This window comes from Bacillus cereus group sp. BfR-BA-01430 (genome assembly GCF_022663115.1).
Taxonomy (GTDB): Bacteria; Bacillota; Bacilli; order Bacillales; family Bacillaceae_G; genus Bacillus_A; species Bacillus_A cereus_BD.
Genome location: NZ_JAKUEW010000016.1, coordinates 16,874 through 42,108, shown reverse-complemented (window position 1 = coordinate 42,108; position 25,235 = coordinate 16,874). Strand labels below are relative to the sequence as shown.

Genomic DNA, 25,235 nt, shown 5'->3' with positions numbered 1-25,235 from the left:
ACCATTAAAATTGTAATCCAGCCTCACGAGCAGCTTCAGCTAGAGCTTTAACACGGCCATGGTATAAATAACCACCGCGATCAAATACTACTTCTTTAACACCCTTCTCTACAGCACGCTTAGCAACTAATTCGCCAACTTTCGTAGCAGCTTCAATGTTGCCTGTACCGTTAAGAGCAAGGTCCTTATCAAGAGTAGATGCACTTACTAACGTTACACCATTTACATCATCAATAACTTGAGCGTAAATGTGTTGGTTTGAACGGAACACGTTTAAACGTGGACGTTCTGCAGTACCAGTAAGTTTAGCACGTACACGTGCATGTCTTTTCTTACGAGTCGCATTTTTATCAGCTTTAGTGATCATTCTTGTCACTCCTTTCTTTCACCTAACGGGCTTACTTAGCAGTTTTACCTTCTTTACGACGAACAACTTCGCCTTCGTAACGAATCCCTTTACCTTTGTAAGGTTCTGGAGCACGTACAGCACGAATGTTTGCAGCTAAAGCACCAACGCGTTCTTTGCTGATACCTTTAACGATAACTTTTGTTGGAGCAGGAACTTCGATTTCGATGCCTGCTTCTGGAGTAATCTCAACTGGATGAGAGTAACCTACGTTCAACACAAGTTTGTTGCCTTGTTTTTGAGCACGGTAACCGACACCGACTAATTCAAGACCGCGCGCGAAACCTGTAGTTACACCTTCAACCATGTTTCCTAATAAAGCACGAGTTGTACCGTGAAGTGCACGGTGTTCCTTCTGTTCAGATGGACGCTCTACTGTTAGGATGTTTTCTTCAATTTTGATAGACATATCAGCGTTGAATTGACGAGTTAATTCACCTTTAGGGCCTTTTACAGTTACAGTATTATCTTCTGCTACAGTAAGAGTAACACCTGCAGGGATTTCAAGAATCTTTTTACCAATACGAGACATGTGGTCACACCTCCGTTCGTTTCAATATTAATTACCAAACGTATGCTACTACTTCTCCACCAGTTTGTAATTGACGAGCATCTTTGTCTGTCATTACTCCCTTAGATGTAGAAACAAGAGCGATACCTAATCCGTTAAGTACACGTGGTACTTCGTCAGCTTTAGCGTAAACGCGTAAGCCAGGTTTACTGATACGTTTTAATCCAGTGATTACACGTTCGTTGTTTGCACCATATTTCAGGAAAATACGAAGGATACCTTGTTTGTTATCCTCGATGTATTCTACATCACGAATGAAACCTTCACGTTTTAAAAGTTCAGCAATTTCTTTTTTGATTTTAGAAGCAGGAACCTCTAATTTCTCATGACGTACCATGTTCGCATTACGGATGCGAGTAAGCATATCTGCAATTGGATCTGTCATCACCATGTGTTTTACCTCCTTCCCATTTGTGGGTTTTACCAACTAGCTTTTTTAACACCAGGAATTTGACCTTTATATGCAAGTTCACGGAAACAAATACGGCAAAGTTTAAATTTGCGGTATACAGAATGCGGACGACCGCAGCGCTCGCAACGTGTATACTCTTGTACTTTAAACTTAGGAGTACGCTTTTGTTTCGCAATCATAGATTTTTTAGCCACGTTTTCGCCTCCTCTACTTAGCGTTGGCTTCCATTATTTTTGGAATGGCATACCGAATTGTGTTAAAAGTTCACGAGCTTCTTCATCAGTATTCGCTGTAGTAACGATTACGATGTCCATACCGCGGACTTTGCTTACTTTATCATAATCGATCTCAGGGAAGATAAGTTGCTCTTTAACACCTAATGTATAGTTACCACGACCATCGAAAGATTTCTTAGATACACCACGGAAATCGCGTACACGTGGTAAAGAAACTGTTACTAATTTGTCGAAGAACTCATACATTTGCTCACCGCGTAAAGTAACTTTCGCACCAATTGGCATTCCCTCACGAAGACGGAAACCTGCGATAGATTTTTTAGCACGAGTGATTACAGGTTTTTGACCTGCGATTTGAGTTAATTCTTCTACAGCATTGTCTAATGCTTTAGAGTTTGCTACCGCATCACCAACACCAGTGTTGATAACGATCTTTTCGATTTTCGGTACTTGCATTACAGATTTATAGTTAAACTTGCTCATAAGAGCAGGAGTAATTTCCTTTTGGAACTTCTCTTTAAGGCGATTCAATGAAGTGACCTCCTTTCATAAGAAAATTATTTATCTAATAATTCACCAGATTTTTTTGCAATACGAACTTTTTTACCATCTTCCACTTTGTAGCCTACACGAGTAGGTTCACCTGTTTTTGGATCTAATGGCATAACATTAGATACGTGGATAGGTGCTTCTTTCGTGATAATTCCACCTTGTGGATTTAATTGAGATGGCTTAGAGTGCTTCTTAACGATGTTAACACCCTCAACGATAACACGGTTTTCCTTTGGGAAAGCTACAAGGATAACGCCTTGTTTTCCTTTGTCTTTACCAGTGATTACCTGTACTTTATCACCTTTTTTTACATGCATCTTAATTCTGCACCTCCTTAGCAAGGCAATACCTTAAATTATAGAACTTCTGGAGCTAAAGAAACGATCTTCATGAAGTTGCTATCGCGTAGTTCACGAGCTACTGGTCCGAAGATACGAGTACCGCGTGGGCTCTTATCGTCTTTAATGATAACAGCTGCGTTTTCATCAAAACGAATGTAAGAACCATCTGGACGACGAGCGCCGCTCTTCGTACGTACTACTACTGCTTTAACAACGTCACCTTTTTTAACAACGCCACCTGGTGTTGCTTGTTTTACCGTAGCAACGATAATATCACCGATGTTAGCATATTTACGACCAGAGCCGCCTAATACTTTAATTGTTAAAAGTTCACGTGCACCAGAGTTGTCAGCAACTTTTAAACGAGATTCTTGTTGGATCATGTTATGAAACCTCCCTTCGGACTTTTAATTCCGATTCGTCTATTTAGATAATAACCGCTTCTTCAACGATTTCAACTAAACGGAAACGCTTAGTAGCAGAAAGCGGGCGAGTTTCCATGATTTTAACGATATCGCCAACTTTTGCTTGGTTTTGCTCATCATGCGCTTTGTATTTTTTAGAATACTTAACGCGTTTTCCGTACAAGGAATGAGTTTTGTAAGTTTCAACTAAAACTGTAATCGTTTTGTCCATTTTGTCAGATACAACACGACCAGTATAAACTTTGCGTTGGTTACGTTCGCTCACTTTGCAAACCTCCCCTCAATTTATCGATTAATTCCGATCTCTCTTTCACGAACTACAGTTTTCATACGAGCGATCGCTTTACGCACTTCACGGATGCGTGTTGGATTCTCTAATTGTCCTGTAGCAAGTTGGAAGCGAAGGTTGAACAATTCTTCCTTTAACGCTTTAACTTTTGTTTCGATTTCGGCAGTGGTTAATTCACGAATATCATTAGTTTTCATTAGATTCACCACCATTTTCTTCACGTTTTACGAATTTACATTTCACTGGTAATTTGTGAGCTGCAAGACGTAATGCTTCGCGTGCTACCTCTTCAGATACACCCGCGATTTCAAACATAATTTTCCCAGGTTTCACTACTGCTACCCAGCCTTCTGGTGCCCCTTTACCGGAACCCATACGTACTTCTAGAGGTTTTGCAGTGTACGGTTTAGAAGGGAAAATTTTAATCCAAACTTTACCGCCACGTTTCATGTAACGAGTCATTGCACGACGAGCTGCTTCGATTTGGCGGTTAGTGATCCATGAAGCGTTTTGAGCTTGAAGACCAAATTCACCAAATGCGATTTCAGTACCACCTTTTGCACGACCACGCATTTTACCACGATGCTCTCTACGATATTTTACGCGTTTTGGCATTAACATATTATTTTCCTCCTTCCTCAGAAGCTTTCTTTTTTGTAGGAAGGACTTCTCCACGGTAGATCCATACTTTTACGCCTAATTTACCGTATGTTGTATCAGCTTCAGCTGTTGCATAGTCAATATCAGCGCGAAGTGTATGAAGTGGAACAGTTCCTTCACTGTAAGATTCTGCACGAGCGATATCTGCTCCGCCAAGACGACCAGAAACTTGTGTTTTAATACCTTTAGCGCCAGCACGCATTGCACGTTGGATAACTTGCTTTTGTGCACGACGGAAAGATACACGATTTTCTAATTGACGAGCGATATTTTCCGCTACTAATTTAGCATTAAGATCTGCTTTCTTAACTTCTAAGATGTTGATGTGTACACGCTTGCCTGTTAATTGGTTAAGAGCTTTACGAAGCGCTTCAACTTCAGTACCACCTTTACCAATTACCATACCAGGTTTTGCAGTGTGAATTGTAACATTTACACGATTTGCTGCACGCTCGATTTCTACTTTAGATACAGAAGAATCTTTTAAGCGAGCTGTGATGTATTCACGAATTTTGATGTCTTCATGAAGAAGTGTTGCGTAATCTTTTTCTGCGAACCAACGAGATTCCCAATCACGAATAACACCGACACGAAGACCGACTGGATTAACCTTTTGACCCATCGATTATCCCTCCTTCTTTTCTGATACCACAACTGTAATGTGGCTTGTGCGCTTGTTAATTTGGCTTGCACGGCCCATTGCGCGTGGACGGAAACGTTTTAACGTTGGACCTTCGTCAACGAAAACTTTCTCAACAACTAAGTTGTTTACATCCATTTCGTAGTTATGCTCTGCGTTTGCGATTGCAGATTTTAAAACTTTCTCTACAACTGGAGAAGCAGTTTTTGGTGTGTGGTTAAGGATAGCAATCGCTTCACCAACTTGCTTACCTCGGATTAAGTCTACTACTAAACGAACTTTACGAGGAGCAATACGAACTGTTCTCGCTACTGCTTTAGCTTGCATTGAAGTGCCTCCTCTCATTATCTTCTAGTTTTCTTATCGTCAGCATCATGACCTTTATACGTACGAGTTGGTGCGAATTCACCTAACTTGTGGCCAACCATGTCCTCAGTGATGTATACAGGTACGTGTTTGCGACCGTCATATACAGCGATTGTGTGACCGATGAACTGAGGGAAGATCGTTGAACGACGAGACCAAGTTTTAACAACTTGCTTTTGCTCAGTTTCATTTAGCTTTGCAATTTTACTCATTAAATGATCATCGACAAATGGTCCTTTTTTTAAGCTACGAGCCATTTTGGTGCCTCCCTTCGTGATTGCCGTACGGTTCCAGAAATGAACCGTACTACAACCCCATTATTTTTTACGACGACGAACGATGAATTTATCAGACGCTTTATTTTTCTTACGAGTCTTGAATCCAAGAGTTGGTTTACCCCATGGAGACATTGGAGACTTACGTCCGATTGGCGCGCGACCTTCACCACCACCGTGTGGGTGATCAACTGGGTTCATTACAGAACCACGAACAGTTGGGCGCTTACCTAACCAGCGAGAGCGACCTGCTTTACCAATTTTGATAAGTTCGTGTGATTCGTTACCTACTTGACCTACAGTTGCACGACAAGCAGCTAACACTAAGCGTACTTCGCCAGAAGTTAAACGTACAAGTACGTATTTACCTTCTTTACCAAGTACTTGAGCAGATGTACCAGCAGAACGAACTAATTGTCCACCACGGCCTGGTTTAAGCTCGATGTTATGAACAACAGTACCTACTGGAATGTTGATTAATGGTAATGCGTTACCGATTTTAATGTCAGCGTCAGCGCCAGACATAATTTCCATACCTACTTCTAAGTTTTTAGGAGCAAGGATGTAACGTTTTTCACCGTCAACGTAGTTAATTAATGCGATATTCGCAGAGCGGTTTGGATCATATTCGATCGTAGCAACGCGTCCTGGAATTCCATCTTTGTTACGTTTGAAGTCGATGATACGGTATTGACGCTTATGTCCGCCACCTTGGTGACGTACAGTGATTTTACCTTGGTTATTACGACCAGCCTTTTTATTTAAAGGCGCAAGTAAAGATTTTTCCGGTCTATCAGTCGTGATTTCAGCGAAATCATTAGTTGTCATGTTACGACGACCGTTAGTAGTTGGATTATACTTTTTAATTGCCATCTCAATTTCCCTCCTTCTTTAGTAAGAATTAAACGCCTTGGAAGATTTCGATTTCTTTGCTGTCAGCAGTTAGCTTAACGATTGCTTTACGACGACGGTTAGTAAAACCAGCGTGACGACCAACGCGTTTTGCTTTCGGCTTGTAGTTCATGATGTTTACTTTTTCTACTTTAACACCAAAGATCGCTTCTACAGCATCTTTAACTTCTGTTTTATTAGATTTAACGTCCACATCGAACGTGTATTTTTTTTCAGCCATCATTTCCATAGAACGTTCAGTGATAACTGGGCGCTTAATGATATCACGAGGATCTCTCATTATGCAAGCACCTCCTCTACTTTTTCCACTGCCGCTTTTGTCATGATTAGCTTATCATGATGAAGCACGTCTAAAACGTTTACGCCATCAGCAGTGATTACTGTTACTCCAGGAATATTGCGAGCAGATAACTCAACTGCTTCGTTTACGTCAGCAGTTACGATAAGAGCTTTCTTCTCAACAGCTAATCCTTTAAGTACTGCTACCATGTCTTTTGTTTTTGGTGCATTTAATACTAAGTCTTCAAGAACTACAATGTTGTTCTCTACTACTTTAGTAGCTAATGCAGATTTAATAGCTAAGCGACGAACTTTCTTAGGAAGTTTGTAAGCATAGCTTCTTGGTGTAGGTCCGAATACCGTACCACCACCACGCCATTGAGGTGAGCGGATAGAACCTTGACGAGCACGTCCAGTCCCTTTTTGACGCCATGGTTTGCGACCACCACCGCTTACTTCAGAGCGATTTTTTACTTTATGTGTACCTTGACGTAAAGATGCACGTTGCATCATTACAGCTTCGAAAAGTACAGCTTTATTTGGTTCGATACCGAAAATAGCTTCAGCTAATTCGATTTCACCAACCTGAGAACCAGTTTGGTTATATACAGTAACTTTTGGCATTGGAATTCCTCCTTCCTATAGTGAATTATTTGCTAGCCTTCACAGCGCCTTGAACAACTACAAGAGATTTCTTAGCACCTGGAACGTTACCTTTTACTAGTAATAAGTTGCGTTCTACGTCAACTTGAACGATTTCTAAGTTTTGAACCGTAACTTGGTCTCCACCCATACGTCCAGCAAGTTTTTTGCCTTTGAATACGCGGTTCGGAGCAACTGGGCCCATTGAACCAGGACGACGATGGTAACGAGAACCGTGAGACATAGGTCCGCGAGATTGTCCGTGGCGTTTAATAGCACCTTGGAAACCTTTACCTTTAGAAATACCTGTTACGTCTACAGTTTCACCTGCAGCGAAAACTTCTACTTTTACCTCTTGACCAACCTCTAATCCGTCCACGTCTGCATCGCGGATTTCGCGAATGAAGCGCTTAGGAGCAGTAGATGCTTTAGCAACGTGACCTTGTTCAGGTTTGTTAGCTAATTTTTCACGCTTATCGTCGAATCCTAACTGAATTGCGTTGTAGCCATCAGTTTCAGTTGTTTTCTTTTGAAGAACAACGTTTGGAGTCGCTTCGATTACTGTTACAGGAATTAGCTCGCCGTTTTCAGCAAATACTTGAGTCATACCGATCTTTTTTCCTAAGATTCCTTTGGTCATGAGTTACACCTCCTACATGTTTAAATTATATAAATTATAGTTTGATTTCGATATCTACACCAGATGGTAAGTCTAAACGCATTAATGAGTCTACTGTTTGTGGAGTAGGGCTCACGATGTCGATTAGACGTTTGTGCGTGCGCATTTCGAATTGCTCACGAGAATCTTTGTACTTATGAACAGCACGAAGAATTGTGTAAACAGTTTTTTCAGTTGGTAATGGGATCGGACCAGAAACTGTTGCCCCAGAACGTTTAGCTGTTTCTACAATTTTCTCAGCAGACTGATCAAGAATACGGTGATCGTAAGCTTTTAAACGGATACGAATTTTTTCTTTTGCCATTATTTTCCCTCCTTCGTTCGCCTATTTCTGAAATAGACCTTCTCCATGGAAATTTCCTCACACCTTGCCATGGCAAAGCGGCCGGGTGTGTCAGCAACCTTCCACTTCATCGCAGTCAAAGACCAACATTGTCTATTATACAATGTTATTCGTCTAGATGCAAGCATCTTTTTGTTTGCATCTGCTTTTCTCTACTTTTGCTATTATACATGGCACTTCAAAGAATTTCAAGTTTTCATCTGATGTAATTGTTTTTACAGTTTCTGGATTATTTATTTTTACAACTTATATAATATAGAAGAAACTCGTCAAAAATTTTAAAAACACTCTTTCTTCTATTATTATAATAAAAAACAAAAAACCCAAGGGGGGAATCCCCTTGGGTTTCGTATATCAGTTGAGATTACTCAACGATAGTTGCAACTACACCAGCACCTACAGTACGTCCGCCTTCACGGATAGAGAACTTAGTTCCCTCTTCTACTGCTACAGGAGCGATAAGTTCAACAGTCATTTCGATGTTGTCGCCAGGCATTACCATTTCAGTACCTTCTGGTAATTGGATGATACCAGTTACGTCAGTTGTACGGAAATAGAATTGTGGACGGTAGTTAGCGAAGAATGGAGTGTGACGTCCACCTTCTTCTTTAGATAAAACGTAAACTTCAGCTTTGAATTTAGCGTGAGCTTTTACAGAGCCTGGTTTAGCAAGAACTTGTCCACGTTGGATGTCTTCACGAGCAACCCCACGAAGTAGAGCACCGATGTTGTCTCCAGCTTCAGCTTGGTCAAGAAGCTTACGGAACATTTCTACACCTGTTACAGTTGTAGAACCGTTTTCTTCAGCAAGACCGATGATTTCTACTACGTCACCAACTTTAACTACACCGCGCTCTACGCGACCAGTAGCAACTGTACCACGACCTGTGATAGAGAATACGTCCTCTACAGGCATTAAGAATGGTTTGTCAGTTTCACGTTCTGGAGTTGGGATGTAAGAATCAACTTCAGCCATTAATTCGATGATTTTAGCTTCCCACTCAGCATCTCCTTCAAGAGCTTTAAGAGCAGAACCTTTAACTACAGGAATGTCATCGCCTGGGAATTCGTATTCAGATAATAGATCACGAACTTCCATTTCTACTAATTCTAATAATTCTTCGTCGTCTACCATGTCGCATTTGTTTAAGAATACAACGATGTAAGGTACACCTACTTGACGAGAAAGAAGGATGTGCTCACGAGTTTGTGGCATTGGACCATCAGCAGCAGATACTACTAAGATACCGCCGTCCATTTGAGCAGCACCAGTGATCATGTTTTTAACATAGTCAGCGTGTCCTGGGCAGTCAACGTGTGCATAGTGACGAGTTTCAGTTTCGTACTCAACGTGTGCAGTTGAGATTGTGATACCACGTTCTCTTTCTTCTGGAGCAGCGTCGATTTGATCGTATCCGCGTGCTTCAGCACCACCAGCTTTTGCAAGAACTGTAGTGATTGCAGCAGTTAATGTAGTTTTACCATGGTCAACGTGGCCAATTGTACCAATGTTAACATGGGGTTTAGAACGTTCGAATTTTTCTTTAGCCATTCTAAATTCCTCCTTGAATTGTATAGGTTATTTTATATTTAGACTAGAAAGCAAGAATTAAGCCTTGCTTTCTAAGCTTACATAAGTAGTTATACTTGAACAACTGATAAAAATCAATTATTCACCTTTATTTTTTTTGATAATTTCTTCTGAAATAGACTTTGGTACTTCTTCATAATGGTCAAATACCATAGAGAATGTTCCGCGTCCTTGAGTGTTAGAACGTAATGACGTTGCATAACCGAACATTTCAGAAAGTGGAACCATAGCGCGAACAACTTGTGCGTTACCGCGAGCTTCCATACCTTCTACACGTCCACGACGAGATGTTACGTCACCCATAATGTCACCCATGTACTCTTCAGGAATTACAACTTCAACTTTCATCATTGGCTCAAGAATTACTGGGTTACATTTAGAAACCGCAGCTTTAAGTGCCATAGATGCAGCGATTTTGAACGCCATCTCAGAGGAGTCAACATCATGGTAAGATCCGTCAACTAATGCAGCTTTAATGTCTACTACTGGGTATCCAGCAAGTACACCATTTTGAAGTGCATCTTCAAGACCTGCGCCTACAGCTGGGATGTATTCACGTGGAACAACACCACCGACGATCTTGTTTTCGAATTCGAATCCTTTACCTTCTTCATTAGGTTCGAACTCAATCCAAACGTGACCGTATTGTCCACGACCACCAGATTGACGTGCGAACTTACCTTCAACTTTCGCAGCAGAGCGGAAAGTTTCACGGTATGCTACCTGAGGAGCACCAACATTTGCTTCAACTTTGAATTCACGACGCATACGGTCAACGATGATATCAAGGTGAAGTTCACCCATACCAGCGATGATTGTTTGCCCAGTTTCTTGGTCAGTGTGCGCACGGAATGTTGGATCTTCTTCAGAAAGCTTAGCTAATGCTGTACCCATTTTATCTTGGTCAGCTTTAGATTTAGGTTCGATAGCTACAGAGATAACTGGCTCTGGGAATTCCATAGACTCAAGGATAACAAGATCCTTCTCATCACAAAGAGTATCACCAGTAGTAGTATCTTTTAAACCTACAGCAGCAGCGATATCACCAGCGTAAACTGTTGAAATCTCTTCACGGCTGTTTGCGTGCATTTGCAGGATACGTCCTACACGCTCACGCTTACCTTTAGTTGAGTTTTTCACGTAAGATCCAGAGTTTAACACACCAGAGTACACACGGAAGAACGTTAATTTACCAACATAAGGGTCAGTCATAATTTTGAATGCTAGAGCTGAGAATGGCTCTTCATCGCTAGAATGACGTTCTACTTCTTCATCTGTATCCGGAACGATACCTTTAATAGCAGGTACATCTAATGGAGATGGTAAGTAGTCAATAACTGCGTCTAGCAGAATTTGAACACCTTTGTTTTTGAATGCAGAACCACAGATTACTGGGAAGAATTCTACAGAAGTTGTAGCCTTACGGATACCAGCTTTAAGCTCTTCTACAGTGATTTCTTCACCTTCTAGGTACTTCATCATCATTTCTTCATCAAGCTCAGCTACCGCTTCAATAAGTTTTCCACGGTATTCTTCTGCTTGCTCTTTATACTCTTCAGGAATTTCGATACGTTGAATATCTGTTCCTAAATCGTTACCGTACATGTAAGCACACTCTTCAACAAGGTCAATGATACCATTGAACTCATCTTCAGCACCGATTGGTAACTGAATTGGATGTGCGTTTGCTTGTAAACGATCATGGATTGTACCTACAGAGTATAAGAAATCTGCACCGATTTTATCCATTTTGTTAACGAATACGATACGAGGTACGCCGTAAGTAGTAGCCTGACGCCAAACAGTTTCTGTTTGTGGTTCTACACCAGATTGTGCATCAAGTACTGCTACTGCGCCATCAAGTACGCGTAGAGAACGTTCTACTTCTACTGTGAAGTCTACGTGTCCTGGAGTGTCAATGATGTTTACACGATGACCTTTCCATTGTGCTGTAGTTGCAGCAGAAGTAATAGTGATACCACGCTCTTGCTCTTGCTCCATCCAGTCCATCTGAGATGCACCTTCGTGAGTTTCACCGATTTTATGAATACGGCCTGTATAGTACAGGATACGCTCAGTTGCTGTTGTTTTACCAGCATCGATGTGAGCCATGATACCAATATTACGAGTGTTTTCTAAAGAGAACTCTCTTGTCATTTGGTGTCTTGCTCCTTCCATATATGGATTGGATTTTTTTATTTTAAGTAGCAAAAAAGCCACTTTATTTTGTTACATATGTCAGTATGTCCAGTACCCTCATTATGTAAAACGAGCGCTATTGAAAGGGAGAGGTATTCTCCCCTCCACACTTCCATAAGCGACAAATAAAGCGGTTTATGCTTACATTTATTTTACGTTGAATCCTACCAACGGTAATGAGCAAATGCTTTGTTAGCTTCTGCCATTTTGTGAGTGTCTTCGCGTTTCTTAACAGATGCACCAGCGTTGTTAGCTGCATCTAAGATTTCGTTAGCAAGACGCTCTTCCATAGTTTTTTCACCACGAAGACGAGCGTAGTTTACTAACCAACGAAGACCTAAAGTTGTACGGCGTTCTGGACGAACCTCAACTGGAACTTGGTAGTTAGCACCACCAACACGACGAGCGCGTACTTCAAGAACAGGCATAATGTTCTTAAGAGCTTGCTCGAATACTTCCATTGGTTCTTTACCAGTACGTTCGCGAACGATATCGAACGCATTATAAAGAATTGTTTGAGATTTACCTTTTTTACCGTCAACCATCATTTTGTTGATTAGGCGTGTTACAAGTTTAGAATTGTACATTGGATCTGGTAACACGTCACGTTTCGCAACAGGTCCTTTACGAGGCATATTGAGTTCCTCCTTTCAGTTCAGTTTTATTATTTCTTAGCTGCTTTTGGTTTTTTAGTACCGTATTTAGAACGGCCTTGCATACGCTTGTCAACACCAGCTGTATCAAGCGCACCACGAACGATGTGGTAACGTACCCCTGGTAAGTCTTTTACACGACCACCGCGAATTAATACTACGCTGTGCTCTTGTAAGTTATGACCGATACCTGGGATGTATGCAGTTACCTCAATACCATTTGTTAAACGTACACGAGCATATTTACGTAAAGCTGAGTTTGGTTTCTTTGGAGTCATTGTACCAACACGAGTACATACACCACGTTTTTGAGGTGCAGAGATATCAGTTGATTTTTTCTTTAAAGAGTTGAAACCTTTGTTTAACGCAGGTGATTTAGATTTCCATACTTTATCAGTACGACCTTTTCTCACTAATTGGTTAATAGTAGGCATTAAATTATCCTCCCTTCGCATGTTTGTATGACCACATATCCAGGTGGTTCATTATTAGTTGAAAACAAAGTTTTTGCGAGTGGGAGCAAATGCCCCCTCTCACAAAAACAGTTTTAACTTATTATTCCTATTGCTGAAGCTCCCACTTGAATCCCTGAAACTCTTCCGAGTTCGCGAATGGATTCAACTTTTGTTACGGGTATGTTATGTTGCAATGCAGCTTGAGTGATAACATGGGTTAACCGCATGTCAGCATCCTCTGCAATGACAACCTCTTTAACTATACCATTTTTGATTGCTTTCAATGTTCGTTTATGACCAACGATAACATTTTCCGCATTTGATACTTTTTGATAAGACATATACATATCCTCCAAAGCATCGTTCAGGAGCAACCTTGCTTATATTAACATTTTGACTCATACAATGTCAACTAGGATTATCCGTTTTTATACAAAATTCATACCGGAAAATTTTACTGTTCTACGTAAATTTCATCGTTTTCTACATTCATATCATCTTGCGCTGTTTTTACAAGATCTACTTTGCGATAACGATTCATACCTGTTCCAGCTGGAACAAGCTTACCGATAATAACGTTCTCTTTTAATCCTAGAAGCTCATCGCGTTTGCCTTTAATTGCGGCATCTGTTAGAACACGAGTTGTTTCTTGGAACGAAGCTGCAGATAAGAATGAATCTGTTTCAAGTGAAGCTTTCGTAATACCAAGAAGAACCGGTCTAGCTGTTGCTGGTTGTTTACCTTCTAGTAATACTTTTGCGTTTGCATCAGTAAATTGGTGAATATCTAGCAACGTTCCTGGTAATACATCCGTTTCACCCGCATCGATTACACGAACTTTACGAAGCATTTGACGAACCATTACCTCTACGTGTTTATCGCCAATTTCTACCCCTTGCATACGGTATACTTTTTGAACTTCACGTAGTAAGTATTCTTGAACTGCTGTAATGTCCGTTACTTTTAGTAATTCTTTCGGATCAATAGAACCTTCTGTCAACTCTTGTCCGTGACTAATCTCTTGGCCTGGAGTTACTTTCAGACGAGCGCCATAAGGAATTGCATATGTGCGAGTTTCTACTGCACCTTGTACGACTACCTCTTGACGATCTTTCACATCGTTGATTGTTACAACAACACCGTCGATTTCACTAATAACCGCTTGACCTTTCGGATTACGAGCTTCGAAGATCTCTTGGATACGAGGTAAACCTTGTGTGATATCGTCTCCGGCAACCCCACCTGTATGGAACGTACGCATCGTTAACTGTGTACCTGGCTCACCGATAGATTGAGCTGCGATAATACCTACCGCTTCCCCTACTTCTACGTCTGTACCAGTAGCTAAGTTACGGCCGTAACATTTCTTACATACACCGTGGCGAGTATTACATGTAAATGCTGAACGGATGTGTACTGTTTCCACACCTGCATTTTCAATAACGTGAGCGATATCTTCAGTGATTAATTCATTTTCACGAATTAATACTTCACCTGTTTCAGGATGTTTTACAGTTTTTCTTGCAAAACGTCCTACAAGACGATCGTATAATGACTCAATAACTTCATTACCCTCTTTAATCGCACCGATTAATAGACCACGATCTGTTCCACAATCGTCTTCACGAACGATAACATCTTGTGCAACGTCTACAAGACGACGTGTTAAGTAACCAGAATCGGCAGTCTTAAGCGCTGTATCGGCAAGACCTTTACGCGCACCGTGTGTAGAGATGAAGTACTCAAGTACTGTTAAACCTTCACGGAAACTTGATTTGATTGGAAGCTCAATGATACGACCAGATGGGTTAGCCATCAGACCACGCATACCAGCAAGCTGAGTGAAGTTCGATGCATTACCACGGGCACCAGAGTCACTCATCATGAAGATTGGGTTGCGCTTATCTAAGGATTTCATCAGTTTTCCTTGGATAACATCTTTCGCATTACTCCAAATAGAGATAACGCGATCGTAACGTTCTTCTTCTGTAATCAAACCGCGACGGAATTGTTTAATTACTTTATCTACTTTTGCTTGCGCTTCATGAAGAATTTCATCTTTCTCACCTAATACAAGGATATCTGCTACCCCAACTGTAATACCAGCTTTTGTAGAGTATTTAAATCCTAAGTCTTTCATACGGTCAAGCATACGAGATGTTTCTGTAATTTTGAAACGTTTAAATACTTCCGCAATGATATTACCAAGGATTTTCTTGTTAAATGGTGCCACTTCTTCACGACTAGCAATAACTTCTTTTATGTTCGCACCTTTATCAACGAAGTATTGCGCCGGTGTTTCTTTTTCAAGATTTGATTTTGTTGGTTCATTAATATAAGGGAACGACTTCGGTAAGATTTCGTTAAATATTAATTTACCAACAGTTGTTAATAGAAGCTTACCTTTTTGTTCTTCTGTAAATGTCTCGTTGTTGTTCACTGAACTTGCAGGAACAGCAATACGAGTATGAAGATGAACATACCCATTTTGGTATGCAAGCAATGCTTCACTTGTATCTTTGAACACCATACCTTCACCAATTGCACCTGCGCGCTCAAGTGTTAAGTAGTAGTTACCTAATACCATATCCTGAGATGGCGTAACAACTGGTTTTCCGTCTTTCGGGTTCAAGATGTTTTGTGCAGCTAACATAAGAAGACGAGCTTCTGCTTGTGCTTCTGATGATAGCGGAACGTGAACCGCCATTTGGTCACCGTCAAAGTCCGCATTGTATGCTGTACATACAAGTGGATGAAGACGAATTGCGCGTCCTTCTACTAGTGTAGGTTCGAACGCTTGAATACCAAGACGGTGAAGCGTTGGGGCACGGTTTAGAAGTACTGGGTGTTCTTTAATAACTGACTCTAAAACATCCCAAACTTCAGGTTGTACGCGCTCAATTTTACGTTTTGCACTCTTAATGTTATGTGCTAATCCTTTTTCCACTAATTCTTTCATTACGAAAGGTTTGAATAGTTCTAGCGCCATTTCTTTTGGTAATCCACATTGATACATCTTTAAGTTCGGTCCTACAACGATAACAGAACGACCAGAGTAGTCAACACGTTTACCAAGTAAGTTTTGACGGAAACGTCCTTGTTTACCTTTCAGCATGTGAGATAGTGATTTTAACGGACGGTTACCCGGTCCAGTAACTGGACGGCCACGACGACCGTTATCGATTAATGCATCTACAGCTTCTTGTAACATACGTTTTTCGTTTTGAACGATAATGCTTGGTGCACCTAGGTCCAATAAACGTTTTAAACGATTGTTACGGTTAATAACACGACGATATAAATCGTTTAAGTCAGAAGTTGCAAAACGTCCACCATCTAACTGTACCATTGGGCGTAATTCTGGCGGAATAACCGGAAGGACATCTAAGATCATCCAAGATGGTTCATTTCCAGAGTTACGGAATGATTCTAATACTTCTAGACGTTTAATAGCACGAGTACGACGTTGTCCTTGTGCTGTTTTTAATTCTTCTTTTAAGAAGTCTACTTCTTTATCTAAATCGATATCTTGTAGTAACTTCTTAATCGCTTCTGCACCCATAGCAGCTTGGAATGTGTTTCCATATCGATCGCGATATGCACGGTATTCTTTTTCAGAAAGCAATTGCTTCTTATCAAGTGGTGTATCTCCACTTTCTGTTACAACGTAAGAAGCGAAATAAATTACTTCTTCAAGCGCGCGAGGGGACATGTCTAAGACAAGTCCCATGCGGCTCGGGATACCTTTGAAATACCAAATATGAGATACAGGAGCAGCTAATTCGATATGACCCATACGTTCACGACGAACTTTCGCACGCGTTACTTCAACGCCACATCGATCACAAACTACACCTTTATAACGTACGCGTTTATATTTTCCACAATGACATTCCCAGTCCTTTTGTGGCCCGAAAATACGCTCACAGAACAAGCCATCTTTTTCAGGTTTTAACGTACGATAGTTAATTGTTTCAGGTTTCTTAACTTCACCGTATGACCAAGAACGAATCTTGTCAGGCGAAGCAAGTCCAATCTTCATATATTCAAAGTTATTTACATCTATCAAGGGGCCTACCTCCCTTTTAGTCTACAGGTTATCCCAATTATTCCTTAGTTGTCTCAACTTCGATATTTAATTTATCTGCGGATTGATGATCATCATCTTCTTCTGTATCACGCATTTCAATTTCTGTATCGTCGCTAGACATCATTTTAACGTCCATACCTAAACTTTGCAGTTCTTTAATCAATACTTTGAATGATTCTGGAACGCCTGGTTCTGGAACATTTTCACCTTTAACAATCGCTTCGTATGTCTTAACGCGGCCGACAACATCATCAGACTTCACTGTTAAGATTTCTTGAAGAGTATAAGCAGCACCGTAAGCTTCCAGTGCCCAAACCTCCATCTCACCGAAACGTTGTCCACCGAACTGTGCTTTACCTCCAAGAGGCTGTTGCGTTACAAGTGAGTATGGTCCAGTAGAACGAGCGTGAAGTTTATCGTCAACCATGTGTGCAAGTTTAATCATGTACATGACACCAACAGATACACGGTTATCGAATGGCTCACCAGTACGTCCATCGTACAGGATTGTCTTCGCATCATTCGCCATACCAGCTTCTTCAATTGTACCCCATACATCTTCCTCACGAGCACCATCGAATACTGGTGTTGCAACATGAATACCTAGATATCTTGCTGCCATACCAAGGTGAAGCTCTAACACCTGACCGATATTCATACGAGATGGTACCCCTAATGGGTTAAGCATGATATCGATTGGTGTACCGTCTGGTAAGAATGGCATATCTTCTTCCGGTAAAATACGGGAGATAACCCCTTTGTTACCGTGACGACCGGCCATTTTGTCACCTTCAGAAATTTTACGTTTTTGAACGATATATACACGAACCAATTGGTTTACACCTGGTGGTAATTCATCACCGTCTTCACGGTTAAACACTTTCACATCCAGGATAATACCGCCACCACCGTGTGGTACACGTAGTGATGTATCACGTACTTCACGCGCTTTCTCACCGAAGATTGCGTGTAATAAACGTTCTTCTGCTGTTAATTCTGTTACACCTTTTGGTGTTACTTTACCAACAAGTAGATCTCCGTCTTTTACTTCCGCACCGATGCGAATAATACCGCGCTCGTCAAGGTTACGAAGTGCATCTTCCCCAACGTTCGGGATATCACGCGTAATTTCTTCTGGTCCTAATTTTGTATCACGAGCTTCTGATTCATACTCTTCAATATGAATAGAAGTATACACATCATCTTTTACAAGGCGCTCACTCATAATGATCGCATCCTCGTAGTTATAACCATCCCATGTCATAAAGCCAACAAGCACGTTACGTCCAAGTGCAAGTTCACCTTTTTCCATAGAAGGACCATCCGCAAGGATTTCACCTTTCACAACTTCATCGCCAACGCTTACGATTGGACGTTGGTTGTAACAAGTTCCTTGGTTAGAACGGATGAATTTTAACATTTTATAGCGATCTAAGTCGCCTTTTACTTTTTGACCGTCAAGTTCTACATAACGGCGTACCCAAACTTCACGTGCTTCAACGCGTTCAACAATACCAGGATGTTTACAGATCACTGCAGCACCTGAGTCTTTCGCTGACACATACTCCATACCTGTACCTACAATCGGAGATTCCGGATTCATTAACGGAACCGCCTGACGTTGCATGTTCGCACCCATAAGTGCACGGTTAGAGTCATCGTTTTCTAAGAACGGAATACAAGCTGTCGCTGCAGACACTACTTGTTTTGGAGATACGTCCATGTAGTCGATGCGCTCTTTATTTGTAACAATGTTTTCACCACGGAAACGAGCTACGATATCATCATCAAGGAATTCACCTTCTGGAGATAATTTCATATTCGCTTGGGCTACAACATAGTTATCTTCTTCGTCTGCTGTTAAGTAATCAACATGCTCTGTTACACGACCAGTTTCTGGGTCAACACGACGGTATGGTGTTTCAATGAAACCAAACTCATTTACTTTCGCAAATGAAGATAATGAGTTGATCAAACCGATGTTTGGTCCCTCTGGCGTTTCAATCGGACACATACGACCGTAGTGAGAATAGTGAACGTCACGTACTTCAAAGCCTGCGCGCTCACGCGTTAAACCACCAGGTCCTAATGCAGATAATCTTCGTTTGTGTGTTAACTCTGCTAATGGGTTTGTTTGATCCATGAACTGAGATAACTGAGAGCTTCCGAAGAACTCTTTAATAGATGCAATAACCGGACGAATGTTAATTAACGCTTGCGGTGTAATTGCATTTGTATCTTGAATCGACATTCTCTCACGAACAACACGTTCCATACGAGAAAGACCGATACGGAATTGATTTTGTAATAACTCTCCTACAGAACGTAGACGACGGTTACCTAAATGGTCGATATCGTCTGTATCCCCTACTTTATATAGTAAGTTAAAGAAGTAGCTAATAGAAGCAAGAATATCACCTGGTGTAATGTGTTTCACATCACGAGTAATATTTGCATTCCCAATTACATTAATAACGCGTTCGCCTTCTGAATCCGGAGCATAAATCTTAATAGATTGCAGCTCAACATCGCCTTCTACCACTCCACCCATCGGCTTCGCTGTTTTGAATCCAATGTTCTTCTCTAAGTAAGGTAAAATGCGATCAAGTGTACGGCGATCTAAAACTGTTCCTTCTGCCGCTAAAATCTCTCCAGTTTCTGGATCTACTAACGTTTCAGCTAGGCGTTGGTTAAACAGTCTGTTTTTAATGTGTAATTTTTTGTTGATCTTATAGCGACCTACATTTGCTAAATCGTAGCGCTTTGGATCAAAGAAGCGAGAAACAAGCAAGCTTTTCGCGTTTTCCACTGTTGGTGGTTCACCTGGGCGTAAACGCTCATAAATTTCAAGCAACGCTTTTTCAGTGCTATCTGTGTTGTCTTTTTCTAACGTATTGCTTAAGTATTCATTATCACCTAAAAGCTCGGTGATTTCTTGATCAGAGCCAAACCCTAATGCGCGTAACAAAACAGTTACAGGAAGCTTACGGGTACGGTCAATACGTACATATACAACATCCTTAGCATCTGTTTCATACTCTAACCAAGCTCCGCGGTTTGGAATTACAGTAGCAGTAAAACCACGTTTTCCGTTTTTATCCACTTTGCCACTATAGTATACGCTTGGAGAGCGAACTAACTGGGAAACGATAACACGTTCTGCACCGTTAATTACGAATGTTCCTGTCTCTGTCATGAGTGGGAAATCTCCCATGAACACATCTTGCTCTTTTACTTCACCAGTTTCTTTGTTGATTAGACGAACTTTCACACGAAGTGGTGCTGCATACGTCACATCACGCTCTTTACATTCTTCTACAGAGTATTTAGGCTCACCTAAGCTGTAGTCGATAAATTCAAGCGATAGATTTCCCGTAAAGTCTTCGATCGGAGAAATGTCTTGGAACATTTCTCGCAAACCCTCATCAAGAAACCACTGATAAGAAGAGGTTTGAATTTCGATAAGATTTGGTAACTCTAATACTTCACTAATACGGGCATAACTTCTTCGTTGGCGGTGGCGTCCGTATTGAACTAGTTGACCTGTCAACTGCTTCACCCCTCAAATCATGAGTATTATAAATGCACAAAAAAATTTGTGCAAAATCACAAATAAATATAGCTAACGCTAGTAGCGTAGCTTTTTTCTCTCAAAGATAGATACGTTGAGTCTTTCCATCTGGTCAAAAAAGAAAAATGGCTTCTATAAGAAAACCATCACTCTATTTCATGATCTACTGATTTTACTATCTTTTCCAAGAGAAACAAAAATATACATTTTTCTCAACGTAGAAAATCATATATTGGCATTGTATAATGTTAACATAGCCAAAAAAAACCGTCAACGTTTTTTTGATTTTATGATATAATATCCTTTTTTCTTTTCAACAACCTCAACTTCAGCAAACGTCTCTTCTAGTTTTTTGAGCGCGGATGGTGCACCTTGTTTCTTTTGAATTACAATCCAAAGTTCCCCTCCTGGCACTAGATAATCGAAAGCTTTTTCTAAAATTTCATGCACGATATGCTTACCAGCGCGAATTGGAGGATTGGATAGAATTGCGGCGTATTTACCATCTACATTTTCATAGACACTGCTTTGGAAAATTCGAATATTCTCCACATGATTGTTAGCAGCGTTTTCTTTCGCAAGCTCAAGCGCCCTTTCATTTACATCTACCATGTGAACGCGGCGTCCTCGAAACTCTTTTGCTAACGACAAACCAATCGGCCCGTACCCACATCCAACATCTAATATATCCCCGTCGATCTCCGGCATTTGAAATACTTCAATTAAAAGACGAGATCCAAAGTCCACCTCGTTTTTCGAAAATACCCCACGGTCAGATAAAAAAACAAATCGCGATCCTCTTAGTGTAAATTCCCACCGCTTACGATCACTTTTACTCGAAGGGTCATTAGAAAAATAATGGTCTGCCATTTGGTCACCTCTTTTCTTTACAGTTAAAAAAAAAGCTCGCATGAGAGCGAGCTTTTTTAAAGCTTCAAAAGTTAATTACTTAACTTCTACAGCAGCGCCAACTTCTTCAAGTTTAGCTTTGATTTCTTCAGCTTCTTCTTTAGAAGCGCCTTCTTTGATTACTTTTGGAGTGTTGTCAACTAATTCTTTAGCTTCTTTTAAGCCAAGACCAGTGATTTCACGAACAACTTTGATAACTTTGATTTTTTGTCCACCAGCGTTAGCTAGTTCAACATCAAATTCAGTTTTCTCAGCAGCAGCTTCACCAGCGCCACCAACAACAGCTACAGGAGCAGCAGCAGTTACGCCGAATTCTTCCTCGATAGCTTTTACTAAGTCGTTAAGTTCTAATACAGTCATAGATTTAACTGCTTCAATGATTTGTTCTTTAGTCATTGTAAATGTCCTCCCTTAAATAGGTTTGTATTGTTTTATCGATAACACGTAATTATCTTTTAAAAAATTAAGCGCCTTGCTCTTCCTTTTGATCTGCAACTGCTTTAGTAGCAAGTGCAAGGTTACGGATTGGAGCTTGAAGAACGCTAAGAAGCATAGAAAGTAAGCCTTCACGAGATGGAAGAGTAGCGATTGCTTTAACCTCATCAAGTGTTACTAGTTTACCTTCAATTACGCCCGCTTTAATTTCTAAAGCTTCATGATCTTTAGCGAAGTCGTTTAATACTTTCGCAGGAGCTACTACATCCTCGTTACTGAACGCGATTGCGTTTGGTCCTGTTAAGAATTCGTTTAACTCAGCCATTTCAACAGATTCTGCAGCACGACGAGTTAAAGAGTTTTTGTAAACTTTGAACTCAACGCCAGCCTCACGTAAGTTTTTACGTAATTCAGTTGCTTCAGATACTGTTAAACCACGGTAGTCAACAACGATTGTAGATTTACTTTCGCGAAGTTTATCAGCGATTTCATTTACAACTTGTTGTTTCATTTCGATTGCTTTGCTCATATTATTACACCTCCTGTAGATTATATAGAAGATGTACCGAAAGTGCACTAAAAACCTCCACGCTAACTTGTAGACATGGAGGCATATAGTCACAGAAAAAAATTCCGTTTCGTATATTAACACCTAGGTAGGAAATTAAGCCAAATTGGCACCTACTGTCTACGGTACACTATTTAAATTCACAACATAAATGATTATATTAAATCTTCTTTATGAAGTCAACTTCCAATTTTTATGCAAGTGTAGAAACATCTACGCGTACGCCAGGTCCCATTGTAGAAGTAACTGTTACGTTTTTCACGTAAGTACCTTTTGCAGCAGCTGGTTTTGCTTTTAATAGCGTGTCAGCAATTGTTTTGAAGTTTTCTACTAGTTTTGCATCTTCGAAAGATACTTTACCAATTGGAACATGGATGTTACCAGCTTTATCAACGCGGTATTCAACTTTACCAGCTTTGATTTCGTTAACAGCTTTTGTTACATCGAAAGTAACTGTTCCAGTTTTAGGGTTTGGCATTAAACCTTTAGGTCCTAATACACGACCAAGTTTACCAACTTCACCCATCATGTCAGGAGTTGCTACTACTACATCAAAGTCGAACCAACCTTGTTGGATTTTGTTGATGTAATCAGTATCGCCTACGAAGTCAGCTCCAGCAGCCTCAGCTTCTTTTGCTTTTTCACCTTTAGCGAATACTAATACACGTTGTACTTTACCAGTACCGTGTGGAAGAACAACTGCACCACGAATTTGTTGGTCAGCTTTCTTAGGGTCAACACCTAAACGAAATGCAGCTTCTACAGTTGCATCAAATTTAGCTGTGTTTGTTTTCTTTACTAATTCTACTGCTTCTGTTGCAGAGTAAGCAGTTGCACGTTCAACAAGCTTCGCAGCTTCTACGTACTTTTTACCTCTTTTAGCCATGTTTATTTCCTCCTCGAATGTGGTTTTAGCGGAATAACCTCCCACGTTTACGCCCTTATTCCAAGATTTTTCTTGAGGATGTGCGCCCATCCATTTATTTAAAAACGATACTCATTTACGATAATAAAGGTTGCGAATTGGACTTCCAGACCCGCAACCTTTTTTACAAAAAACAAATCGAATTAGTCTTCGATAACGATGCCCATACTGCGTGCAGTACCTTCAACCATACGCATTGCAGCTTCTACGCTAGCAGCGTTTAGGTCAGGCATTTTAGTTTCAGCGATTTCGCGTACTTTATCACGCTTAACAGTTGCCACTTTATTACGGTTTGGTTCACCAGAACCAGACTCGATACCAGCTACTTTCTTAAGAAGAACAGCAGCAGGAGGAGTTTTAGTAATGAAAGTGAATGAACGGTCTTCGAATACCGTAATTTCAACAGGAATGATAAGACCAGCTTGATCTGCTGTACGAGCGTTGAACTCTTTACAGAAGCCCATGATGTTAACACCCGCTTGTCCTAATGCTGGACCAACTGGTGGAGCTGGGTTAGCTTTACCTGCAGGAATTTGAAGTTTTACCATTTTAATTACCTTTTTAGCCACGAGACACACCTCCTTAAGTCCGTGATGTGGTCAATTGGACAATGATTTGCCCTCCCACTTCATCATTTTATCGGTAACGATAAAATCTTTTCAAAAAACGTCTCCGTTACCGAAGACGTACTGACTTAAAAGATATTATCACTTTTTACAATTCATTTCAAGTTTCATTTTATAATTTTTCAATTTGATGGAAATCAAGCTCAACAGGTGTTTCACGACCAAACATGTCTACTAACACTCGTACTTTTTGTTTTTCCATATCGATTTCTTCAATTGCACCTGTATAATCCGCGAATGGCCCTTCGTTTACGCGTACCGTTTCATGAAGTTCAAAGTCGAAATCAACAACTTCATTATCCATCCCCATATGTTTCATAATGGTAACAACTTCCTCTTCTAATAGAGGAGATGGCTTTGAACCTGAACCAGAAGATCCAACAAACCCAGTTACACCCGGTGTGTTACGAACAACATACCAAGAATCATCAGTCATAATTAATTCAACCAACACATAACCTGGGAATACTTTTCTTTTTGTTAATTTTTCTTTTCCGTTTTTCATTTCTACTTCTACTTCTTCCGGAACAACAACACGGAAAATTTTATCTTGCATCCCCATTGATTCTACACGTTTCTCAAGGTTTGCTTTTACTTTATTTTCATAACCAGAATAAGTATGGACAACATACCAGCTTTTTTCCATTCATTTAGGACGAGCGTCCTTCCCTCCCTGACGTACATTTTTTTGCACAAATGAAAAAACCCGTTCATCGGGCTTTTACACAGTTCTTATAAATAACATTATATCATGGATAAGTGCTTCTTATTCAAGAATTAACCGAATTAAAGAAGAAATGCCCATATCAACTACTGCGAAAAAAATCGCAAAAAAGACAACTGTTGCAATAACAGTAGCTGTCGAACGGAGTAATTCATCTTTTTTAGGCCAACTTACTTTTTTCATCTCGCGACTTACATCGCCGAAAAAGTTCGTTAAACGCATTTACGGGACCTCCAGTGCATCATTTCGATTATTTATTTTGTTTCCTTATGAACTGTATGCTTATTGCATGTTTTACAAAATTTCTTTATTTCAAGTCGCTCCACTGAGCTCGTATCTTTCATTGTAGAGTAGTTACGATTTTTACACTCTTCACATGAGAGTACCACTTTTTTTCTCATTTGTTATACCAACCTTGTAACATTATGTCCCTAAAAATGTATCATACAATAAAAGGCAAT

33 protein-coding genes and 1 other annotated feature are annotated in these 25,235 nt (G+C 40.4%); all 33 genes read right to left on the bottom strand.

Annotation, left to right across the window (positions count from 1 at the left end; translation table 11 throughout):
• Positions 1–4: 4 nt before the first annotated feature.
• The 33 genes from rplR to rpmG all read right to left on the bottom strand — a co-directional run bounded on the left by rplR (position 5) and on the right by rpmG (position 25,175).
• Positions 5–367: a 50S ribosomal protein L18 gene (gene rplR / locus MR058_RS19640; protein ID WP_098545551.1), complete on the bottom strand. Its 363-nt coding sequence runs from the start codon at positions 365–367 to the stop codon at positions 5–7.
• Between the two features lie 31 nt (positions 368–398).
• Entirely contained in the window at positions 399–938 is a 540-nt protein-coding gene (gene rplF, locus MR058_RS19635) for a 50S ribosomal protein L6 (RefSeq protein WP_242145461.1), read from the bottom strand.
• A gap of 31 nt (positions 939–969) precedes the next feature.
• On the bottom strand, positions 970–1,368 hold the full coding sequence (gene rpsH, locus MR058_RS19630) for a 30S ribosomal protein S8 (protein WP_000245511.1): 399 nt from the start codon (positions 1,366–1,368) through the stop codon (positions 970–972).
• A gap of 29 nt (positions 1,369–1,397) precedes the next feature.
• Positions 1,398–1,583: a 30S ribosomal protein S14 gene (gene rpsN / locus MR058_RS19625; RefSeq protein WP_001085700.1), complete on the bottom strand. Its 186-nt coding sequence runs from the start codon at positions 1,581–1,583 to the stop codon at positions 1,398–1,400.
• 33 nt (positions 1,584–1,616) lie between these two features.
• Positions 1,617–2,156: a 50S ribosomal protein L5 gene (rplE, locus tag MR058_RS19620; RefSeq protein WP_242145460.1), complete on the bottom strand. Its 540-nt coding sequence runs from the start codon at positions 2,154–2,156 to the stop codon at positions 1,617–1,619.
• A gap of 26 nt (positions 2,157–2,182) precedes the next feature.
• Positions 2,183–2,494, bottom strand: coding sequence for a 50S ribosomal protein L24 (gene rplX, locus MR058_RS19615; protein WP_011983255.1), 312 nt, complete (start codon positions 2,492–2,494; stop codon positions 2,183–2,185).
• 38 nt (positions 2,495–2,532) lie between these two features.
• Positions 2,533–2,901: a 50S ribosomal protein L14 gene (gene rplN, locus MR058_RS19610; RefSeq protein ID WP_011983254.1), complete on the bottom strand. Its 369-nt coding sequence runs from the start codon at positions 2,899–2,901 to the stop codon at positions 2,533–2,535.
• 43 nt (positions 2,902–2,944) lie between these two features.
• Positions 2,945–3,208, bottom strand: a complete 264-nt coding sequence (gene rpsQ, locus MR058_RS19605; protein WP_011983253.1) for a 30S ribosomal protein S17 — start codon at positions 3,206–3,208, stop codon at positions 2,945–2,947.
• Between the two features lie 20 nt (positions 3,209–3,228).
• Positions 3,229–3,429, bottom strand: a complete 201-nt coding sequence (gene rpmC / locus MR058_RS19600; protein ID WP_000855718.1) for a 50S ribosomal protein L29 — start codon at positions 3,427–3,429, stop codon at positions 3,229–3,231.
• Complete coding sequence (gene rplP, locus MR058_RS19595; RefSeq protein ID WP_242145459.1) at positions 3,419–3,853, bottom strand: 50S ribosomal protein L16; 435 nt, start codon at positions 3,851–3,853, stop codon at positions 3,419–3,421. Before rplP ends, rpmC begins: the two co-directional genes overlap by 11 nt.
• A 1-nt stretch (position 3,854) precedes the next feature.
• On the bottom strand, positions 3,855–4,514 hold the full coding sequence (gene rpsC / locus MR058_RS19590; RefSeq protein WP_242145458.1) for a 30S ribosomal protein S3: 660 nt from the start codon (positions 4,512–4,514) through the stop codon (positions 3,855–3,857).
• A gap of 3 nt (positions 4,515–4,517) precedes the next feature.
• Complete coding sequence (gene rplV, locus MR058_RS19585; RefSeq protein ID WP_011983250.1) at positions 4,518–4,859, bottom strand: 50S ribosomal protein L22; 342 nt, start codon at positions 4,857–4,859, stop codon at positions 4,518–4,520.
• Positions 4,860–4,876: 17 nt separating this feature from the next.
• On the bottom strand, positions 4,877–5,155 hold the full coding sequence (rpsS, locus tag MR058_RS19580; RefSeq protein ID WP_011983249.1) for a 30S ribosomal protein S19: 279 nt from the start codon (positions 5,153–5,155) through the stop codon (positions 4,877–4,879).
• A gap of 60 nt (positions 5,156–5,215) precedes the next feature.
• The gene (gene rplB, locus MR058_RS19575; protein WP_242145457.1) at positions 5,216–6,046 is read right to left on the bottom strand and encodes a 50S ribosomal protein L2; all 831 of its coding nucleotides are present in this window, start codon (positions 6,044–6,046) and stop codon (positions 5,216–5,218) included.
• A gap of 28 nt (positions 6,047–6,074) precedes the next feature.
• Complete coding sequence (gene rplW, locus MR058_RS19570; RefSeq protein WP_097898933.1) at positions 6,075–6,365, bottom strand: 50S ribosomal protein L23; 291 nt, start codon at positions 6,363–6,365, stop codon at positions 6,075–6,077.
• Complete coding sequence (gene rplD / locus MR058_RS19565; protein ID WP_242145456.1) at positions 6,365–6,988, bottom strand: 50S ribosomal protein L4; 624 nt, start codon at positions 6,986–6,988, stop codon at positions 6,365–6,367. Before rplD ends, rplW begins: the two co-directional genes overlap by 1 nt.
• Positions 6,989–7,013: 25 nt before the next feature.
• Positions 7,014–7,646, bottom strand: coding sequence for a 50S ribosomal protein L3 (gene rplC / locus MR058_RS19560; protein WP_242145455.1), 633 nt, complete (start codon positions 7,644–7,646; stop codon positions 7,014–7,016).
• Positions 7,647–7,680: 34 nt separating this feature from the next.
• Positions 7,681–7,989 carry a 30S ribosomal protein S10 gene (rpsJ, locus tag MR058_RS19555; protein WP_001040596.1) on the bottom strand — a complete coding sequence of 103 codons (309 nt, stop codon included), beginning with the start codon at positions 7,987–7,989 and terminating at the stop codon, positions 7,681–7,683.
• Between the two features lie 403 nt (positions 7,990–8,392).
• Positions 8,393–9,580 (bottom strand): elongation factor Tu, encoded by a 1,188-nt coding sequence (tuf, locus tag MR058_RS19550; RefSeq protein ID WP_242145454.1) that lies wholly within the window; start codon positions 9,578–9,580, stop codon positions 8,393–8,395.
• A 117-nt stretch (positions 9,581–9,697) separates the two neighbouring features.
• Entirely contained in the window at positions 9,698–11,776 is a 2,079-nt protein-coding gene (gene fusA / locus MR058_RS19545; RefSeq protein WP_242145453.1) for an elongation factor G, read from the bottom strand.
• A gap of 206 nt (positions 11,777–11,982) precedes the next feature.
• Positions 11,983–12,453, bottom strand: coding sequence for a 30S ribosomal protein S7 (rpsG, locus tag MR058_RS19540; RefSeq protein ID WP_242145452.1), 471 nt, complete (start codon positions 12,451–12,453; stop codon positions 11,983–11,985).
• A gap of 29 nt (positions 12,454–12,482) precedes the next feature.
• On the bottom strand, positions 12,483–12,905 hold the full coding sequence (gene rpsL, locus MR058_RS19535) for a 30S ribosomal protein S12 (RefSeq protein ID WP_011983241.1): 423 nt from the start codon (positions 12,903–12,905) through the stop codon (positions 12,483–12,485).
• Positions 12,906–13,018: 113 nt separating this feature from the next.
• Positions 13,019–13,267 carry a ribosomal L7Ae/L30e/S12e/Gadd45 family protein gene (locus tag MR058_RS19530; RefSeq protein ID WP_242145451.1) on the bottom strand — a complete coding sequence of 83 codons (249 nt, stop codon included), beginning with the start codon at positions 13,265–13,267 and terminating at the stop codon, positions 13,019–13,021.
• Positions 13,268–13,380: 113 nt separating this feature from the next.
• Positions 13,381–16,995 carry a DNA-directed RNA polymerase subunit beta' gene (gene rpoC, locus MR058_RS19525; RefSeq protein ID WP_242145450.1) on the bottom strand — a complete coding sequence of 1,205 codons (3,615 nt, stop codon included), beginning with the start codon at positions 16,993–16,995 and terminating at the stop codon, positions 13,381–13,383.
• Between the two features lie 37 nt (positions 16,996–17,032).
• Positions 17,033–20,566, bottom strand: coding sequence for a DNA-directed RNA polymerase subunit beta (gene rpoB, locus MR058_RS19520; RefSeq protein ID WP_242145449.1), 3,534 nt, complete (start codon positions 20,564–20,566; stop codon positions 17,033–17,035).
• Between the two features lie 291 nt (positions 20,567–20,857).
• On the bottom strand, positions 20,858–21,457 hold the full coding sequence (locus MR058_RS19515) for a class I SAM-dependent methyltransferase (protein ID WP_242145448.1): 600 nt from the start codon (positions 21,455–21,457) through the stop codon (positions 20,858–20,860).
• Between the two features lie 75 nt (positions 21,458–21,532).
• A complete protein-coding gene (rplL, locus tag MR058_RS19510; protein ID WP_242145447.1) occupies positions 21,533–21,892 on the bottom strand; it encodes a 50S ribosomal protein L7/L12 in 360 nt (119 codons plus the stop codon).
• Positions 21,893–21,959: 67 nt separating this feature from the next.
• Complete coding sequence (gene rplJ, locus MR058_RS19505; RefSeq protein ID WP_242145446.1) at positions 21,960–22,460, bottom strand: 50S ribosomal protein L10; 501 nt, start codon at positions 22,458–22,460, stop codon at positions 21,960–21,962.
• Positions 22,461–22,499: 39 nt separating this feature from the next.
• Positions 22,500–22,643, bottom strand: a sequence feature (ribosomal protein L10 leader region).
• A gap of 49 nt (positions 22,644–22,692) precedes the next feature.
• The gene (gene rplA / locus MR058_RS19500) at positions 22,693–23,385 is read right to left on the bottom strand and encodes a 50S ribosomal protein L1 (RefSeq protein WP_242145445.1); all 693 of its coding nucleotides are present in this window, start codon (positions 23,383–23,385) and stop codon (positions 22,693–22,695) included.
• A gap of 182 nt (positions 23,386–23,567) precedes the next feature.
• The gene (gene rplK / locus MR058_RS19495; protein ID WP_001085872.1) at positions 23,568–23,993 is read right to left on the bottom strand and encodes a 50S ribosomal protein L11; all 426 of its coding nucleotides are present in this window, start codon (positions 23,991–23,993) and stop codon (positions 23,568–23,570) included.
• A 169-nt stretch (positions 23,994–24,162) separates the two neighbouring features.
• Positions 24,163–24,696: a transcription termination/antitermination protein NusG gene (nusG, locus tag MR058_RS19490; RefSeq protein ID WP_011983234.1), complete on the bottom strand. Its 534-nt coding sequence runs from the start codon at positions 24,694–24,696 to the stop codon at positions 24,163–24,165.
• A 120-nt stretch (positions 24,697–24,816) separates the two neighbouring features.
• Complete coding sequence (gene secE, locus MR058_RS19485; protein WP_242145444.1) at positions 24,817–24,996, bottom strand: preprotein translocase subunit SecE; 180 nt, start codon at positions 24,994–24,996, stop codon at positions 24,817–24,819.
• Positions 24,997–25,028: 32 nt separating this feature from the next.
• Complete coding sequence (rpmG, locus tag MR058_RS19480) at positions 25,029–25,175, bottom strand: 50S ribosomal protein L33 (RefSeq protein WP_012260172.1); 147 nt, start codon at positions 25,173–25,175, stop codon at positions 25,029–25,031.
• Between the last annotated feature and the right edge of the window lie 60 nt (positions 25,176–25,235).